This is a genomic window from Bacillus cereus group sp. N21, assembly GCF_016483395.1.
In the GTDB taxonomy this organism is placed as follows: Bacteria; Bacillota; Bacilli; order Bacillales; family Bacillaceae_G; genus Bacillus_A; species Bacillus_A pseudomycoides.
On sequence record NZ_JAEHBX010000052.1, the window covers coordinates 18,208 to 34,740 of the forward strand.

Consider the following 16,533-nt stretch of genomic DNA (forward strand, 5'->3'; position numbering starts at 1 on the left):
TATTTTCCTACGCTTTTTCCTTCCAAATGGTAGAGAGAGGTGAAGAGGATGGTTAAGCACAATGTGCATGCGTCTGTAAAGGATGAGAAATTGGTTGCACTAAGGCGCGAGCAGATGATTAAAGGAGCGGTGCAGCTCTTTAAGCAAAAGGGATTTCCTCGTACAACAACGAGGGAAATTGCAAAAGCGGCCGGGTTTAGTATTGGGACACTTTACGAATATATCCGTACGAAAGATGATGTGTTGTATTTAGTATGTGATAGTATTTATGAACATGTAAAAGAACGATTAGAAGAAGTGGTCTGCACGGAAAAAGGAAGCGTTGAAAGTTTAAGGGTAGCCATTACGAATTATTTTAAAGTAATGGATGAGTTGCAAGAAGAAGTATTAATTATGTATCAAGAAGTTCGTTTTTTACCGAAAGAGTCTCTTCCATATGTACTAGAAAAAGAGTTTCAAATGGTGGGAATGTTTGAAAATATTTTAGAACAGTGTACGAAAAATGGCACATTTACATTAACGAAAAAGGAAATTCAACTGCTGGCTCATAATATTTTCATTCAAGGACAAATGTGGGGATTTAGACGCTGGGCCCTGCAAAAACTTTATACATTAGAGGAATATACAGAAATGCAGATTAGGTATGTATTACATGGCGCGCATATGCTTCCGAAATAAAACGATATCCCCCTCTTTTAGGCGGGAGAGAGCATCTAGCCGTGCATAGAAGCGGCCAGTGTCTTTTTTAGCTCCATGCCGAGTGAGACCAGAAGGAGAAAATGAGAGGAAATCCCCACTGATTAAAGTTTCACTTTATATAGTCCCTACAGGTTAATCTTGTAAATACTGGTCTGTAATCACTTTTATCGATTGCTTGTGAAAGTTTCCCGTTTTTTTTGTAGCATATTTGTTGGAGTTTTGTTTATAATGAATAGTATGGATTTTTTTAAACAGGCCGTTATATATAGGATTATATTTTAAGAAAGGAAGTGCCGCATAAGTGGATTTTAAGAAATATTCACCAGAAGAGCTAAAAGAATTATCCATGATTGAAGTTGTACATAGTGTTTTAGAGGATAAAAGACAGGCAACGTCATTCCATGATTTAGTTCAGGAAATCGCTCAAGTGCTGGGACTATCTCAAGAACAAGTTGCTGCGAAGATCGCACAATTCTATACAGATTTAAATATCGATGGACGTTTCATCAATTTAGGAGAAAACCGTTGGGGGATACGCAGTTGGTACCCATACGAGCAAATTGATGAAGAAATCTTACCTCAGCCAAAGCCTAAGAAAAAACGTAAGGTTGAAGAGGAAGAAGATTTTGATGACTACATTGAAGAAGACGAAGACGACTTCGACGGTGATGACGAAGAAGATGATGTAGAAGATTTGGACAAGGTTCTTGACGAAGACGATGATCTTGATGATTTAGATGAAGATGATGAAGAGGAAGAATTCGCTGACGAAGAACTTGAGTATGATGAAACGGAAGAAGAAGAGGAAGAAGTGTAGTTCTTGACTTTTTATTATCGTCCATGTAGAATCATTTTTGGGCTCTTTAAAACAGGACGATAATACTTTTAAAGTGTAAATATAAAAGAAAATTGCTCCCTACTTATTACTTTTCGTGATGAGGGGAGCAATTTTCTTTTTTGTTTTTTGGTTAGAAAATAAAAAGAGTCTAACAATAAGATAGATAAGGTGTTATCTACATACGTTGCGCTTTGCAACGGTGATTATATAACAACAAAGTAGAAGGGAGTACTTTTATGACTAAGTATATTTTCGTAACAGGCGGTGTAGTATCTTCTTTAGGGAAAGGGATTACAGCAGCATCTCTTGGAAGACTTTTAAAAAATCGTGGTTTAAACGTAACAATCCAAAAGTTTGACCCATACATTAACGTAGACCCAGGGACAATGAGCCCATACCAACACGGTGAGGTATTCGTAACAGATGATGGCGCAGAAACAGACTTAGACCTTGGTCACTATGAGCGTTTCATTGACATTAACTTAAACAAATACAGCAACGTAACAACAGGTAAAATTTACTCTTCTGTTCTTCAAAAAGAGCGTCGTGGTGAATATTTAGGAGGAACAGTTCAAGTTATTCCTCACATAACAAATGAAATTAAAGAGCGTGTATATCGTTCAGGCCGCGAAACAAATGCGGACGTTGTTATTACAGAAATCGGGGGAACTGTTGGTGACATCGAGTCTCTACCATTCCTAGAAGCAATTCGCCAAATTAAGAGCGATATTGGTCGTGACAACGTAATGTATATTCACTGTACATTAATCCCGTACTTAAAAGCAGCGGGTGAAATGAAAACAAAACCAACGCAACATAGCGTTAAAGAACTTCGTAGCTTAGGTATTCAGCCAAATATTATCGTTGTTCGTACAGAATTGCCTGTTTCTCAAGATATGAAAGACAAACTTGCTTTATTCTGTGACATCGATACAAAAGCAGTTATCGAAGCGCGTGATGCAGATACGTTATATGCAGTTCCATTATCGCTTCAAGAGCAAAATATGGACCAAATCGTTTGCGATCACTTAAAACTAGACAATCCAGCTGCAGATATGACAGAGTGGACTGCATTAGTTGAAAAAGTACGTAACCTATCTAAGAAAACAAAAATCGCTCTTGTTGGTAAATATGTAGAACTTCAAGATGCATACATTTCTGTTGTAGAAGCACTTCGCCATGCAGGATATTCATTTGATACAGATGTAGAAGTGAAATGGGTAAATGCTGAGCACGTAACAGCAGAAAACGTAAAAGAATTAGTTGGCGACACAGACGGTATCCTTGTACCAGGTGGCTTCGGCGATCGCGGTGTAGAAGGAAAAGTCGCTGCAATTCAATATGCACGTGAAAATAAAGTTCCATTCTTAGGAATTTGCTTAGGAATGCAACTTGCATCAATCGAATTTGCACGTAACGTATTAGGATTAGAAGGGGCTAACTCTTCTGAAATTAATCCTGACACGCCTTATGCAATTATTGACTTATTACCAGAACAAAAAGATGTAGAAGACTTAGGTGGCACACTTCGTCTTGGTCTATACCCATGTAAGCTTACTCCAGAAACAAATGCTTACAATGCGTATAATGAACCAGTTGTATACGAGCGTCATCGTCATCGTTATGAGTTCAACAACGAATTCCGTAAAGACATGGAAGGCGCTGGATTTATCTTCTCTGGTACAAGCCCAGATGGTCGTTTAGTAGAGATCATTGAATTACAAGATCACCCTTGGTTCGTGGCAGCACAGTTCCACCCAGAACTTGTATCTCGTCCAAACCGTCCACAACCATTGTTCCATGATTTCGTAAAAGCTTCTATTACGAATAAAGAAAGCAAGTAATAAAAAAGGCGTCCAAATTTGGACGCCTTTTTCTTTTACTCATATTCGTTTATCATTTCATCAATTGTAAATTTTAATCCGTGATAAGCAAATAGAGATAAGATTAAACTTGGGAACCCATAACGGTTGCCTTCATCATCCGGGATTAAACCTTTTAGCAATTTTGTATCAATATGTACATCTGTGAATTGTTCTAGTGAGACTTCGCCATTTTGGATGGCTGAAATACCAACAATGGAGTGTCCTTCTTCTTGTAGCTGCTTCGCTAATGAAATAATATTTTCATCTGTTGAAAAACGACTGATAAGAAGTACGCGGTCTGCGGATGTCACTTCTGCTTTTGTACCATTTTCGATTAAGCGCTTTGCATGTTTTAGCGGCTCTGCGCCGTGTAATGCTTCCGAAACAACGCCGTCCATTTCGTTTGTACCGTGTAAATAAACGATGCCATCACCAACTAACGCTTGCGCAAGTAGACGGGCACTATCTTCTATATTCATCTCTTCTTTTTGAGAAATCTTTGTGAAATAGCCGCTTAGCTGAGTAGAAAAAATTTTTAACATTGTATTGCTCCTTTCGATTGTGTTAAGGCGGCTTTCATTATAGCTTATTTTTTTAGAAAGGCGAAGTAATAGAGGTGGCATAACAAAATAGTAGGCGGTAAAATAAGAAAGAAATGGGAAGGAATTTGGTAAAGAATAGCGAAAATAAATCGAATAAGATATAAGAAGCTTTTAATCTTGTATTTACACAGAAAGGTTGGGGACTATGGAAGGGAAAATTTTAATCGTTGATGATCAATACGGCATTCGTGTGTTATTGCATGAAGTGTTCCAAAAAGAAGGTTATCAAACGTTCCAAGCAGCAAATGGATTTCAAGCTTTAGATATCGTGAAAAAGGATAATCCAGATTTAGTTATTCTAGATATGAAAATTCCAGGTATGGATGGTATAGAGATTTTAAAACATGTGAAAGAAATTAACGAAGATATTAAAGTTATTTTAATGACTGCTTATGGGGAGTTGGATATGATCCAAGAAGCGAAAGATTTAGGAGCTTTAATGCACTTTGCTAAGCCGTTTGATATTGATGAAATTCGCCAAGCAGTACGAAATGAAATCGCTGTAGAGGCTTAAAAATGAATTTTTTATAAAAAATATGAAAAAAAGCGTTTACATGGACTGATGAGCAGGTGAATACAGTTGAGTTTTTGAGTACAAGTTGTTATCCTATTGAGTGTAGAAAAAAGTCCGGTATGTAGATATACATATTTTACCTTATTCTGGTCATACTACCAGCGATAAGAACTTATCGGATACAAAAAACGTTTTTTAGGAGGATTCATCATGCCTTTAGTTTCCATGAAAGAAATGCTAAACAAAGCACTAGAAGGAAAATACGCAGTTGGTCAATTCAACATGAACAACTTAGAGTGGACTCAAGCTATCTTAGCTGCTGCGGAAGAAGAAAAATCTCCTGTAATATTAGGTGTATCTGAGGGTGCAGCTCGTCATATGACTGGTTTCAAAACAGTTGTAGCTATGGTTAAAGCTTTAATCGAAGAAATGAACATCACTGTTCCTGTAGCGATTCACCTTGACCATGGTTCAAGCTTCGAAAAATGTAAAGAAGCAATCGATGCAGGTTTCACATCTGTAATGATCGACGCTTCTCACCACCCATTCGAAGAAAACGTTGAAACTACTAAAAAAGTAGTAGAATACGCACACGCTCGTAACGTATCTGTAGAAGCTGAGCTTGGTACAGTTGGCGGACAAGAAGACGATGTAATCGCTGAAGGCGTTATCTATGCTAATCCTGAAGAGTGTAAACACCTTGTTGAAGCAACAGGTATCGATTGCCTAGCTCCAGCTTTAGGTTCTGTACACGGCCCTTACAAAGGTGAGCCTAACTTAGGATTTAAAGAAATGGAACAAGTTCGCGACTTCACTGGTGTACCTTTAGTACTTCACGGTGGTACTGGTATCCCAACTGCTGATATCGTAAAAGCTATTTCTTTAGGTACTTCAAAAATCAACGTAAACACTGAGAACCAAATCGAGTTTACAAAAGCTGTTCGTGAAGTATTAAACAAAGATCAAGAAGTTTACGATCCTCGTAAATTTATCGGACCTGGCCGCGAAGCTATCAAAGCAACTGTTATTGGTAAAATTCGTGAATTCGGTTCTAACGGTAAAGCGTAAGAATAAAATTCCGTTTTGGAAACCGTCTAGTCTTTTAGACGGTTTCCTTTCGTTGTATAATGAAAGCGTGAACAAGTCTTAAGATTAAATGAATTGCCAATTTATTCACATGAACTGTAAGGAAATGTGAAAATGGAAAATGGTGTGAATGATTCTATTAATAAACGTTATCATGTATCTAAGATGAATTGACGAGTATAGCTTGACGGGCAGTTAGTCTTCATCTACTCGCCTAAAGCCTACCTATTTTAAGGTGAGGGCTTACCGCTTGTTAAGTTGAGGAAAGGGAAAAGTCAAAAATGATTGGCTCTTTTGTTTTTCTTGATAGTATGCTGAACAAATGAGATTCTTAAGGAAAATAAATACATTCATAAGAAGGGAGCTCAACATGGAAAAGTTGCTGATTGAAGGTGGACGACCTTTAAACGGATCAATTCGCGTGAGCGGTGCAAAGAACAGTGCTGTTGCTCTAATTCCAGCGACCATTTTAGCTGATACTCCAGTGACCATCGGTGGTGTACCTAATATTTCAGATGTGAAGATGTTAGGAGACCTATTAGAGGAAATTGGAGGAGTTGTAACGTACAATCAGGAGGAAGAGATGACGGTTGATCCTTCCAAAATGGTTGCTATGCCCTTGCCAAACGGGAAGGTAAAAAAATTACGTGCTTCTTATTACTTGATGGGCGCTATGCTTGGCCGCTTTAACAAAGCTGTAATTGGGCTTCCTGGTGGATGTCACTTAGGGCCAAGACCAATTGATCAGCACATTAAAGGATTTGAAGCATTAGGTGCACATGTGACAAATGAGCAAGGTGCAATCTATTTAAGAGCGGATGAATTACGAGGAGCTCGTATTTATTTAGATGTTGTTAGTGTAGGAGCAACGATTAACATTATGCTAGCAGCTGTGCGTGCAAAAGGTAGAACGGTGATTGAAAACGCTGCGAAAGAACCAGAAATTATTGATGTAGCAACATTACTAACAAGTATGGGAGCACGAATTAAAGGTGCTGGTACAGATGTGATTCGTATTGATGGTGTGAATTCTCTGCACGGTTGTCACCATTCTATTATTCCAGACCGAATTGAAGCGGGTACGTACATGATTTTAGGAGCGGCGTCTGGTGGAGAAATAACAGTTGATAATGTAATCCCGCAACATTTAGAGTCAATCACTGCAAAATTACGAGAAGCTGGTGTACAAGTTGAGACGAACGATGATCAAATTAAGGTAAATGGGGATCGTAAGTTAAAGATTGTTGATATAAAAACACTTGTGTATCCAGGATTTCCGACAGATTTACAGCAACCTTTTACAACTCTTTTAACAAAGGCGCATGGAACGGGAGTTGTAACGGATACGATTTACGGTGCTCGTTTTAAACATATTGATGAATTGCGCCGGATGAATGCACAAATTAAGGTAGAAGGCCGTTCTGCTATTGTGACAGGACCTGTTGCTTTGCAAGGAGCAAAGGTAAAAGCGAGCGATTTACGAGCGGGTGCTGCACTTGTAATTGCAGGATTAATGGCTGAAGGGATTACAGAAGTGACAGGGCTTGAACATATTGACCGAGGTTATGAAAATATAGTAGACAAGCTTAAAGGTCTTGGTGCGAACATTTGGCGAGAACAAATGACGCGGCAAGAGATTGAAGAAATGAAAAATGCATAATTTGCAAAGATTGTTGGCAATGTACTCTTGATATGGAGTTTTGCTTATTATTGCAAAATGAAGATGAAGTGGTGGTGCTTCCGTTAATGGGGGATGAAGAATTACTGCTGACGGAAGCTACACTTTATAGAAGGAACCGGTTCACAAAATACGGCATAAATATTAAGACTTAAAGGAGAGGGATTATTGTGGAAAGAAGTTTATCTATGGAGTTAGTACGTGTAACAGAGGCTGCAGCATTATCATCAGCGCGTTGGATGGGACGCGGAAAAAAAGATGAAGCAGACGGTGCAGCAACATCAGCAATGCGCGATGTGTTCGATACAATTCCGATGAAAGGTACAGTTGTAATTGGTGAAGGGGAAATGGATGAAGCGCCAATGCTATACATCGGGGAAAAATTAGGTACAGGATACGGACCGCGCGTCGATGTTGCAGTTGATCCGTTAGAAGGAACGAATATCGTAGCAGCTGGAGGCTGGAATGCACTTGCTGTTATTGCGATTGCGGATCACGGTAATTTGTTACATGCTCCTGACATGTACATGGATAAAATTGCAGTTGGACCAGAAGCAGTTGGTGCAGTTGATATTGACGCACCTATTATTGATAACTTACGCGCTGTTGCAAAAGCGAAAAATAAAGATATTGAAGATGTTGTAGCAACAGTTCTAAACCGCCCGCGTCACCAAGCGATTATTGAAGAAATTCGCAAAGCTGGCGCTCGTATTAAATTGATTAATGATGGCGATGTAGCTGGAGCAATTAATACAGCATTTGATCGTACAGGTGTTGATATTTTATTCGGTTCTGGTGGTGCACCTGAAGGCGTTCTTGCAGCAGTTGCATTAAAATGTTTGGGCGGGGAAATTCACGGGAAGCTTCTTCCTCAAAATGAAGCAGAATTAGCTCGTTGTAAAAAAATGGGTATTGAAGATATAAATCGTATCCTTCGTATGGAAGACTTAGTGAAAGGTGACGACGCAATCTTTGCAGCAACAGGCGTAACAGATGGTGAATTACTACGTGGTGTTCAATTTAAAGGCAGTGTTGGTACAACAGAATCCCTTGTTATGCGTGCAAAATCCGGAACAGTTCGTTTCGTTGACGGACGCCATAGCTTAAATAAAAAACCAAATTTAGTAATTAAATAAAGAGAAAACAGAAGCAATATAAAAAGCGGAGACAAATTTTCTTGTCTTCGCTTCTTGTATTTGTGTTACAACGTATTGATTAAAACTGGATAAAAGGGTTACAATAGTGAATATTACCCTACTTGAACTTATTGCCTTTCATTATTATGTATTTGCCTTCCGTATATTTTCCCTTTACCCATGTGAAAAGAGAATAATGTCAAAGTGTGGTGTCTGAATGAATTTGTCAATTGCAGCATTAGAAAACATGAAATTAAAAGAGTTATACGAGCATGCGAAAGAATTTAAGATTTCGTATTACAGCAAATTAACAAAGAAAGAGTTAATTTTTGCTATATTAAAAGCTCGTGCAGAAAAAGAAGGTTTCTTCTTCATGGAAGGTGTACTCGAAATTATTCAATCAGAAGGATTTGGGTTCCTACGTCCAATCAACTATTCTCCAAGCTCAGAAGATATTTATATTTCAGCTTCGCAAATTCGTCGTTTTGATTTGCGTAATGGAGATAAGGTTTCTGGTAAAGTACGCCCGCCGAAAGAAAACGAACGCTATTTTGGATTGCTGCAAGTCGAAGCAGTAAATGGTGATGATCCAGAATCAGCAAAAGAGCGTGTGCATTTCCCTGCATTAACACCGTTATATCCAAATCGTCAAATGAAATTGGAGACGGAGCCGAAGAAACTATCAACACGCATCATGGATTTAATTGCACCAGTTGGATTTGGACAACGTGGTTTAATTGTCGCGCCTCCAAAGGCTGGTAAAACGATACTATTAAAAGAAATTGCTCATAGTGTCACAACAAATCATCCAGAAGCAGAATTAATCGTACTTTTAATTGACGAACGTCCAGAGGAAGTAACGGATATTGAACGTTCTGTTAAAGGTGATGTTGTAAGTTCTACGTTCGATGAAGTACCGGAAAACCACATTAAGGTGGCTGAGCTTGTATTAGAACGTGCGATGCGTCTTGTAGAACATAAAAAAGACGTTATCATTTTAATGGATAGTATTACCCGTTTAGCACGTGCTTACAACCTTGTTATTCCACCAAGTGGACGTACATTATCGGGTGGTATTGACCCAGCTGCGTTCCATAGACCAAAACGATTTTTCGGGGCAGCTCGTAACATTGAAGAGGGCGGTAGCTTAACAATTTTAGCAACAGCACTTGTTGATACAGGGTCTCGTATGGATGATGTTATTTACGAGGAGTTTAAAGGAACAGGTAATATGGAACTTCATTTGGATCGCTCGTTAGCTGAGCGTCGTATCTTCCCAGCGATTGATATTCGCCGTTCTGGTACGCGTAAAGAAGATCTATTAATTCCGAAAGAACATTTAGACAAGCTATGGGGCATTCGCAAAACAATGCGTGATACACCAGACTTTGTTGAAAGTTTCTTACGCAAGATGCGTCAAATGAAAACAAATGAAGAATTTTTACAAAACATTGTTGCAGATTCCAAAAGATATGTAACAACGAAGTAAAGGGAAACGGTGATGACTCGCTTATTTTTATGCTAAGCGAGTTTTTTCATGTCTTTTTGTGGAGAAGTTTAGCTGGTTAGAGTTAAATGAGCCGTCTCCGCTTTTAGGTATATCCAGTTTCAGCGGCAAGAATGGTCGGTGGCTTCGCGTCTTCCTACGAGGCAAAAGGCGCCTCTACGTCAGAAGCTCCATCCCCCTCTCATTCTGAACGAGCCGCTTTCGCTTTTAATTTATAAAAGACAAAAACAGGTAGTTGCAAAATGAAGTTAGCCTTGTTATAATTTCATCATATGTGTTTCATCATTATAGTTGTATTCGCAGCTAAAGATGAAAAACTCTGTTTCGAAAATGATTCAGGGCGGAAGGAGATGAAAAGAATGAAAGCAGGAATTCATCCGGATTACAAGAAAGTTGTATTCATGGACACAAACACAGGCTTCAAATTCTTAAGCGGATCTACTAAAGGATCTAGCGAAACGGTTGAGTGGGAAGATGGAAACACTTATCCATTACTAAAAGTTGAGATCAGTTCTGATTCTCACCCATTCTACACTGGACGTCAGAAGTTTGCTACTGCAGACGGACGTGTTGACCGCTTCAATAAGAAATACGGTCTTAAGTAATAAAAAACATAAAACAGGCAAGTGTATCTATTCGCTTGTCTGTTTTTTTTGCGAAAATATTAAACCTTTACCCTACTTTGGATAAAAAAGTAGATGAAAGGAGAGCTCCATGTACTTAATAAATCAAAACGGTTGGGTTGAAGTGATTTGCGGAAGTATGTTTTCTGGAAAATCAGAAGAGCTCATCCGCCGCGTGCGCCGTACACAATTTGCAAAGCAACATGCGATTGTATTTAAACCATGTATTGATAACCGTTATAGTGAAGAAGATGTTGTATCACATAATGGATTAAAGGTAAAAGCAGTTCCTGTTTCAGCTTCAAAAGATATATTTAATCATATAACAGAAGAAATGGACGTTATTGCAATTGATGAGGTGCAATTCTTTGATGGGGACATTGTGGAAGTGGTGCAAATATTGGCAAATCGTGACTATCGTGTCATTGTAGCCGGTTTAGACCAAGATTTCCGTGGTCTACCATTTGGACAAGTTCCTCAGCTGATGGCGATTGCTGAACATGTAACAAAATTGCAAGCAGTTTGTTCTGTATGCGGATCTCCAGCAAGCCGTACACAACGTTTAATTGATGGAGAACCAGCTGCATTCGATGATCCAATTATTTTAGTTGGGGCTTCAGAGTCATATGAGCCGCGTTGTCGTCATTGTCATGCAGTACCTACAAAACAAAAATAAGTAAAACTCGCTACAATAGGGCGGGTTTTTTTCGAAAATAGATGAAGAGTGGGGCGGGCTGCCTGCACTTTTAAAATAATATCTAGTTTCGGTGGCAAGCTCTTCGCGTCTAAGAACCTTCCGTACAAAAGGAAAAGAGCGCCTTGTGTGCGAAAGAACCTTAGCCGGTCAGAGCTGAACGAGCCACCTACGCTTTTAAATAATATCTAGCTCCGGCGGCAAGAATGGTCGGTGGCTTCGCTTCTTCCTGCGAGGCAAAAGGCGCCTCTATGTCAGAAGCTCCATCCCCCTCCCATTCTGAGCGAGCCGCCTGCACTTTTAAAATAATAATTTGCGTTTTTTTGATTAAGTACCATATACTATTTGTATTAAAGACTAGGATGTTGAGGTGAATGATGTGTTAGATCGTTTGCAAGCTGTAGAAAATCGTTATGAGAAGTTAAACGAGCTGTTAAGTGATCCGGAGGTTATTAGTGATTCGAATAAACTTCGTGAATATTCAAAGGAACAATCTGATATGCAAGAAACGGTAGAGGTGTACCGTGAGTATAAAGATGTTCGTGCGCAATTACGAGATGCGAAGGCAATGTTAGAAGAAAAGTTAGATGCTGACATGCGTGAGATGGTAAAGGAAGAAGTTTCTGAGTTAGAGGGACAAGAGAAAGAATTATCAGAGCGTCTGAAAATTTTACTTGTTCCAAAGGACCCGAATGATGATAAAAACGTTATTGTGGAGGTTCGTGGTGCTGCTGGTGGCGATGAGGCTGCTTTATTTGCTGGTGATTTATACCGTATGTATAGCCGTTATGCTGAGGTACAAGGTTGGAAAACTGAAATTATCGAAGCGAGTTATACAGAGTTAGGTGGATATAAAGAGATTATCTTTATGATCAACGGTAAAGGCGCTTTCGCAAAGTTGAAGTTTGAAAATGGTGCACACCGTGTGCAACGTGTTCCGGAAACAGAATCTGGAGGACGTATCCATACTTCTACAGCAACTGTAGCTGTATTACCGGAAGCAGAAGAAGTAGAAATCGATATTCATGAAAAAGATGTTCGTGTTGATACATTTGCTTCTAGTGGTCCTGGTGGACAAAGTGTTAATACAACGATGTCAGCGGTACGTTTAACGCATTTACCGACTGGTGTAGTTGTATCTTGTCAGGATGAAAAATCGCAAATTAAGAACAAAGAAAAAGCAATGAAAGTATTACGTGCACGTGTTTATGATAAATTTAGACAAGAAGCGCAAGCTGAGTACGATCAAAATCGTAAACAAGCTGTTGGTACGGGAGACCGTTCAGAGCGTATTCGTACGTATAACTTCCCGCAAAACCGTGTTACAGACCATCGAATCGGTTTAACGATTCAGAAGCTAGATCAAATCTTACAAGGTAAGTTAGATGATTTCATCAATGCCTTAGTGATGGAAGATCAGGCGCAAAAGATGGAGGCAGCTGAGTAATGCGTGTCTATGAAGCCCTGAAATGGGCTTCTTCTTTTTTACAAGAAAATGGGCGAGATGAAAATGCGGGAGAAATTGTCCTTTGTCATGTATTAAAGACGAATCGAACAGGCTTAATGATGAACATGCGTGAAGAAATGTCTGAGGAACAACAGAAGACGTTTACGAACTTTATCCACAAACATGTAGGTGGGATTCCTGTTCAATATATGATGGGATATGAAATGTTTTATGGTCGTTCGTTTTTCGTAAATGAAGAAGTATTAATACCAAGACCAGAAACAGAAGAGCTTATAGTAGGTGTATTAGATAGAATCCAGCGTATGTTTGGTAAGCAGGAACTGCATATAGCTGATATTGGTACGGGAAGTGGAGCAATTTCAATTACGCTCGCTTTAGAAAATCAAAATCTTCGTATGTATACAGTAGATATCGCACAGGAATCTATTGAAGTTGCGAAAGAAAATGCAAAAGCATTAGGTGCAAATGTAACGTTCTATCATGGTGATTTATTATCACCGTTTTATGAAACGGGGCAAAAATTAGATGTTGTTGTTTCAAATCCCCCGTATATTCCAGAAGAAGACTGGAGAGGTCTTTCTCCGGTTGTAAAAGAGCATGAACCGAAGCGTGCGCTTGTTGGCGGGGAAGATGGGCTTGATTTTTATCGCCGTTTTATGGAAGAGTTGCCAAACGTCTTGCAAAGAAAAGCAATTGTTGCTTTTGAAGTAGGCATAGGGCAAGGTGAAGATGTTAAAAGGTTATTGCAGCAGACATTTCCGCATGCCCATGTAGAAGTTGTATTTGATATTAACGGAAAAGATCGTATGGTATTTGCGGAAATGGAGTAAGGATAGAACCTTACTCCATTTTTCTATATAAATCCATTTTGCCTTTTCAACATATAAGTCGCGGCTATGAAAAATAAAAGGTGACCTGCCCTCGTTTTCTCCTTCTGTTTTCACGTGGCATGGGAAGAAAAAAGGACCTGCCCGCATCTGTGCATGGCTAGATGCTCTCTTCCATCCAAAAAGAAAGGTTTTAAATCGTTTTTTTCAATTTGTATTTACATACACTCGAAAGTTTTTCTATAGATTTAGAATTTAATAGTTTAGAAAGAGGTAAGAGTGTCTACACTGTTTACAGAAGGGACGGTGTAGGAGATGAAAAAACAAGCGATTGCCTATTTTCTTTTATTATTAATTGGTGCACAGTTACTTGTGCAGTTTGGATATATGAAAGTTGATGCGAAGGGAAAAACTGTTATTCCGAAAGAAGCTGTTCGATTACGTATTTTAGCAAATAGCGATTCGAAGGAAGATCAGGCGCTCAAACGTAAAGTGCGCGATGAAGTAAAGATGCAAATTGATGGTTGGGTAGCAGATTTGAAATCGTTTGAAGACGCACGTCGCGTTATTCAGAGTCACATCCCAGAAATTGAAAAAACGGTTGCTAATACGTTAAAACGCGAAGGAAGTAAAGAATCATTTCAAGTTACATTTAGCAAAAACATTAAATTTCCTACAAAAGTATATGGGAATTTTATTTATCCAGCAGGGGAATATGAAGCAGTACTCATTTCAATTGGGAAAGGTGAAGGGGCAAATTGGTGGTGCGTGTTATTCCCGCCAATGTGTTTTCTAGATTTCTCTAGTGGATCGGCTGTAAAAAAAGAAGAGCATGTTGTAAAAGCAGAATCAATGGATGAGGAAGAACGGCCAGTAAAAATACAGGAAGAAAAAGAAGAGGTATCGGAAAAACAAAATCAAGATGTTCTGTCGAAACAAAAAAAGGGACAAGAAACATCGAAAAAAGAGGTTATTTCAAAAGTACAAACTCCTGTGAAAGAAACAAATGAAAAGATTGCACAAGAAAAAAGCGTAAAACAGGGAGAAAAACAGCCTGTGGAAAAAATAGAAAAACCTCTGGAGAAGAAACAAAAACAAACAATTGAAACAGTAGAAACAGAAGAACAAGAGGAAAAACCGAAAGTGAAATTATTTATTGTAGAAGCATTCACATCGTTATTTTCTAAATAAGTACTAGTTTGGAATCCTTCCTCATATATAGAAATGAGGAGGGATTTGTTGTGAAAAAGACTTATTTTGCTACAAACGCTGATGTTGAGAGATTACATTCTTTTTTCGGACAAGCTAATAAAAAAGATGATAAAATAAATGAGTTATACGAGCAATTTATGATATTGGAAGATGACGGAGAGATACAAGCTGTAATTGGTTATGAACAAAAAGGAGAAAATGCACTCATTCGTTCTTGTTTGTTCACACCCATTGTGGATAACAAGACTTTCTTATATTTTTTTGAAATGTTTTTGCAGTATATGAAAGAGAAAAGTATGGGGCAAGTATATTTACTCACAAATCATCCACAATCTGTGACGATCTTTCAGTTTTTTAACTTTATAACTGTGGAAAAACATAAAGTTCCAGAGGATATTCAGCAGTTAGAACATTTTTGTGAAAATATAAAACAGCAGAATGTAATAATACTAAATTGTCAGCTATTCACAAAGTTATCCACTGATTAATTGGGTTTATCCACATTTTGTGGATAAACCTTGTTTGTCTTTTGGATAAATCTCATAGTAAACTAAATATAACAAGTATTTCATGGGAAAAAAGGACGTGGGAAAAAATGCATACAAATATGTGGACTGTGGATAATGTTGTGGAAATAAAAAAAGATTATCCACAATTACAAAAAGCAGCAAAATTACTAAGGGAAAATGAAGCGATTGCTTTTCCGACAGAGACGGTATACGGGCTAGGAGCAAATGCGATGAATGATGAAGCAATTGCGAAAATTTTTGAAGCGAAAGGCAGACCGAGTGATAATCCACTGATTGTCCATATTGGTTCTAAATCGCAGTTAAAAGGAATTGTTAGAGAAATACCAGAGGTTGCAGAAGTCTTAATGAAGCACTTTTGGCCGGGACCATTAACAATTATTTTACCGAAAAAAGAGGGGATTTCTGAAAAGGTTACGGCTGGTTTAGATACAGTTGGAGTTAGAATGCCGGATCATCCAGTGGCGCTAGCTCTTATTGAAGAAGCGAATGTACCTGTTGCAGCACCCAGTGCCAATCGTTCTGGGCGTCCGAGTCCAACACTAGCATCTCACGTATATGAAGATTTAAATGGAAAGATTGCTGGTATTGTTGATGGTGGTGCGACTGGCGTTGGGGTTGAATCAACGGTAATTGATTGTACAAGTGAAGTACCGACGATTTTACGTCCAGGTGGGATTACGAAGGAACAGCTAGAAGAAGTGATCGGAACTGTTTCGTTAGATCCTGCGCTAAAAGATGAGAAAGAAAAACCGAAGGCACCAGGGATGAAATATACACATTATGCACCGAAAGCACCACTTAGTATTGTTGAAGGGTCTCGTGATTTTATTCAACAGCTTGTAGATCAGAAGAAAGACGAAGGGTATACGGTAGGTGTATTAACGACAGAAGAATATCAACATGAATATAAAGCGGATGTTGTATTGTCTTGCGGAGTGCGAAGTGATTTAGCAAGCGTTGCAACTAAATTATACGATGTGCTGAGAACATTTGATGCCAGCAAAGTAGATGTGATTTTTAGTGAGTCATTTCCGAATGAAGGAATTGGAAATGCGATCATGAACCGTTTAACGAAAGCGGCAGGGCATCATATTATTATTGAAGAGTAGGCGAGTTGAAAAATTAAAACCTATTTTTTAGGGTGGAAGAGAGGATCCGCTCATGCATAGAAGCGGTCAGTGTTTTTTTTGGCCCCATGCCGAGTGAAACCAGAAGGAGAGAACGAGCGCGGGTTACCTTTTGTTTTCATAGCCC

General features: G+C 38.8%; 16 protein-coding genes. 15 read left to right on the plus strand and 1 reads right to left on the minus strand.

Going from position 1 to position 16,533, the window contains the following annotated elements:
* Nucleotides 1–48: 48 nt before the first annotated feature.
* The 3 genes from JDS96_RS22525 to pyrG all read left to right on the plus strand — a co-directional run bounded on the left by JDS96_RS22525 (nt 49) and on the right by pyrG (nt 3,381).
* Nucleotides 49–678 carry a TetR/AcrR family transcriptional regulator gene (locus JDS96_RS22525; RefSeq protein WP_018764915.1) on the plus strand — a complete coding sequence of 210 codons (630 nt, stop codon included), beginning with the start codon at nt 49–51 and terminating at the stop codon, nt 676–678.
* Nucleotides 679–1,000: 322 nt separating this feature from the next.
* On the plus strand, nt 1,001–1,516 hold the full coding sequence (gene rpoE / locus JDS96_RS22530; RefSeq protein ID WP_018764916.1) for a DNA-directed RNA polymerase subunit delta: 516 nt from the start codon (nt 1,001–1,003) through the stop codon (nt 1,514–1,516).
* 257 nt (nt 1,517–1,773) lie between these two features.
* Nucleotides 1,774–3,381, plus strand: a complete 1,608-nt coding sequence (gene pyrG, locus JDS96_RS22535; RefSeq protein WP_003202338.1) for a CTP synthase — start codon at nt 1,774–1,776, stop codon at nt 3,379–3,381.
* A gap of 35 nt (nt 3,382–3,416) precedes the next feature.
* Here pyrG and JDS96_RS22540 read toward each other — a convergent pair whose 3' ends face one another.
* On the minus strand, nt 3,417–3,944 hold the full coding sequence (locus JDS96_RS22540) for a DUF2529 domain-containing protein (protein ID WP_018764917.1): 528 nt from the start codon (nt 3,942–3,944) through the stop codon (nt 3,417–3,419).
* Between the two features lie 205 nt (nt 3,945–4,149).
* Between JDS96_RS22540 and spo0F the strand changes: the two genes are divergently transcribed.
* The 12 genes from spo0F to JDS96_RS22600 all read left to right on the plus strand — a co-directional run bounded on the left by spo0F (nt 4,150) and on the right by JDS96_RS22600 (nt 16,388).
* A complete protein-coding gene (gene spo0F / locus JDS96_RS22545) occupies nt 4,150–4,518 on the plus strand; it encodes a sporulation initiation phosphotransferase Spo0F (protein WP_000398590.1) in 369 nt (122 codons plus the stop codon).
* Between the two features lie 210 nt (nt 4,519–4,728).
* Nucleotides 4,729–5,586 (plus strand): class II fructose-bisphosphate aldolase, encoded by an 858-nt coding sequence (locus tag JDS96_RS22550; protein WP_018781175.1) that lies wholly within the window; start codon nt 4,729–4,731, stop codon nt 5,584–5,586.
* Between the two features lie 388 nt (nt 5,587–5,974).
* Entirely contained in the window at nt 5,975–7,264 is a 1,290-nt protein-coding gene (gene murA, locus JDS96_RS22555) for a UDP-N-acetylglucosamine 1-carboxyvinyltransferase (protein ID WP_003202346.1), read from the plus strand.
* 188 nt (nt 7,265–7,452) lie between these two features.
* Nucleotides 7,453–8,418 carry a class II fructose-bisphosphatase gene (glpX, locus tag JDS96_RS22560; protein ID WP_003209232.1) on the plus strand — a complete coding sequence of 322 codons (966 nt, stop codon included), beginning with the start codon at nt 7,453–7,455 and terminating at the stop codon, nt 8,416–8,418.
* Nucleotides 8,419–8,635: 217 nt separating this feature from the next.
* A complete protein-coding gene (gene rho, locus JDS96_RS22565; RefSeq protein ID WP_003202242.1) occupies nt 8,636–9,907 on the plus strand; it encodes a transcription termination factor Rho in 1,272 nt (423 codons plus the stop codon).
* Between the two features lie 377 nt (nt 9,908–10,284).
* Entirely contained in the window at nt 10,285–10,530 is a 246-nt protein-coding gene (locus JDS96_RS22570) for a type B 50S ribosomal protein L31 (protein ID WP_000643436.1), read from the plus strand.
* 109 nt (nt 10,531–10,639) lie between these two features.
* Entirely contained in the window at nt 10,640–11,224 is a 585-nt protein-coding gene (locus tag JDS96_RS22575; protein ID WP_003202246.1) for a thymidine kinase, read from the plus strand.
* Nucleotides 11,225–11,621: 397 nt separating this feature from the next.
* Nucleotides 11,622–12,689 carry a peptide chain release factor 1 gene (prfA, locus tag JDS96_RS22580; protein WP_026008495.1) on the plus strand — a complete coding sequence of 356 codons (1,068 nt, stop codon included), beginning with the start codon at nt 11,622–11,624 and terminating at the stop codon, nt 12,687–12,689.
* Nucleotides 12,689–13,540 (plus strand): peptide chain release factor N(5)-glutamine methyltransferase, encoded by an 852-nt coding sequence (gene prmC / locus JDS96_RS22585; RefSeq protein ID WP_003202251.1) that lies wholly within the window; start codon nt 12,689–12,691, stop codon nt 13,538–13,540. The genes prfA and prmC overlap by 1 nt, the downstream gene beginning before the upstream one ends.
* A 312-nt stretch (nt 13,541–13,852) precedes the next feature.
* Entirely contained in the window at nt 13,853–14,728 is an 876-nt protein-coding gene (spoIIR, locus tag JDS96_RS22590) for a stage II sporulation protein R (protein ID WP_018764921.1), read from the plus strand.
* 50 nt (nt 14,729–14,778) lie between these two features.
* Nucleotides 14,779–15,237: a GNAT family N-acetyltransferase gene (locus JDS96_RS22595; protein ID WP_018764922.1), complete on the plus strand. Its 459-nt coding sequence runs from the start codon at nt 14,779–14,781 to the stop codon at nt 15,235–15,237.
* 107 nt (nt 15,238–15,344) lie between these two features.
* On the plus strand, nt 15,345–16,388 hold the full coding sequence (locus JDS96_RS22600; protein WP_016112693.1) for an L-threonylcarbamoyladenylate synthase: 1,044 nt from the start codon (nt 15,345–15,347) through the stop codon (nt 16,386–16,388).
* The last annotated feature ends 145 nt before the right edge of the window (nt 16,389–16,533 follow it).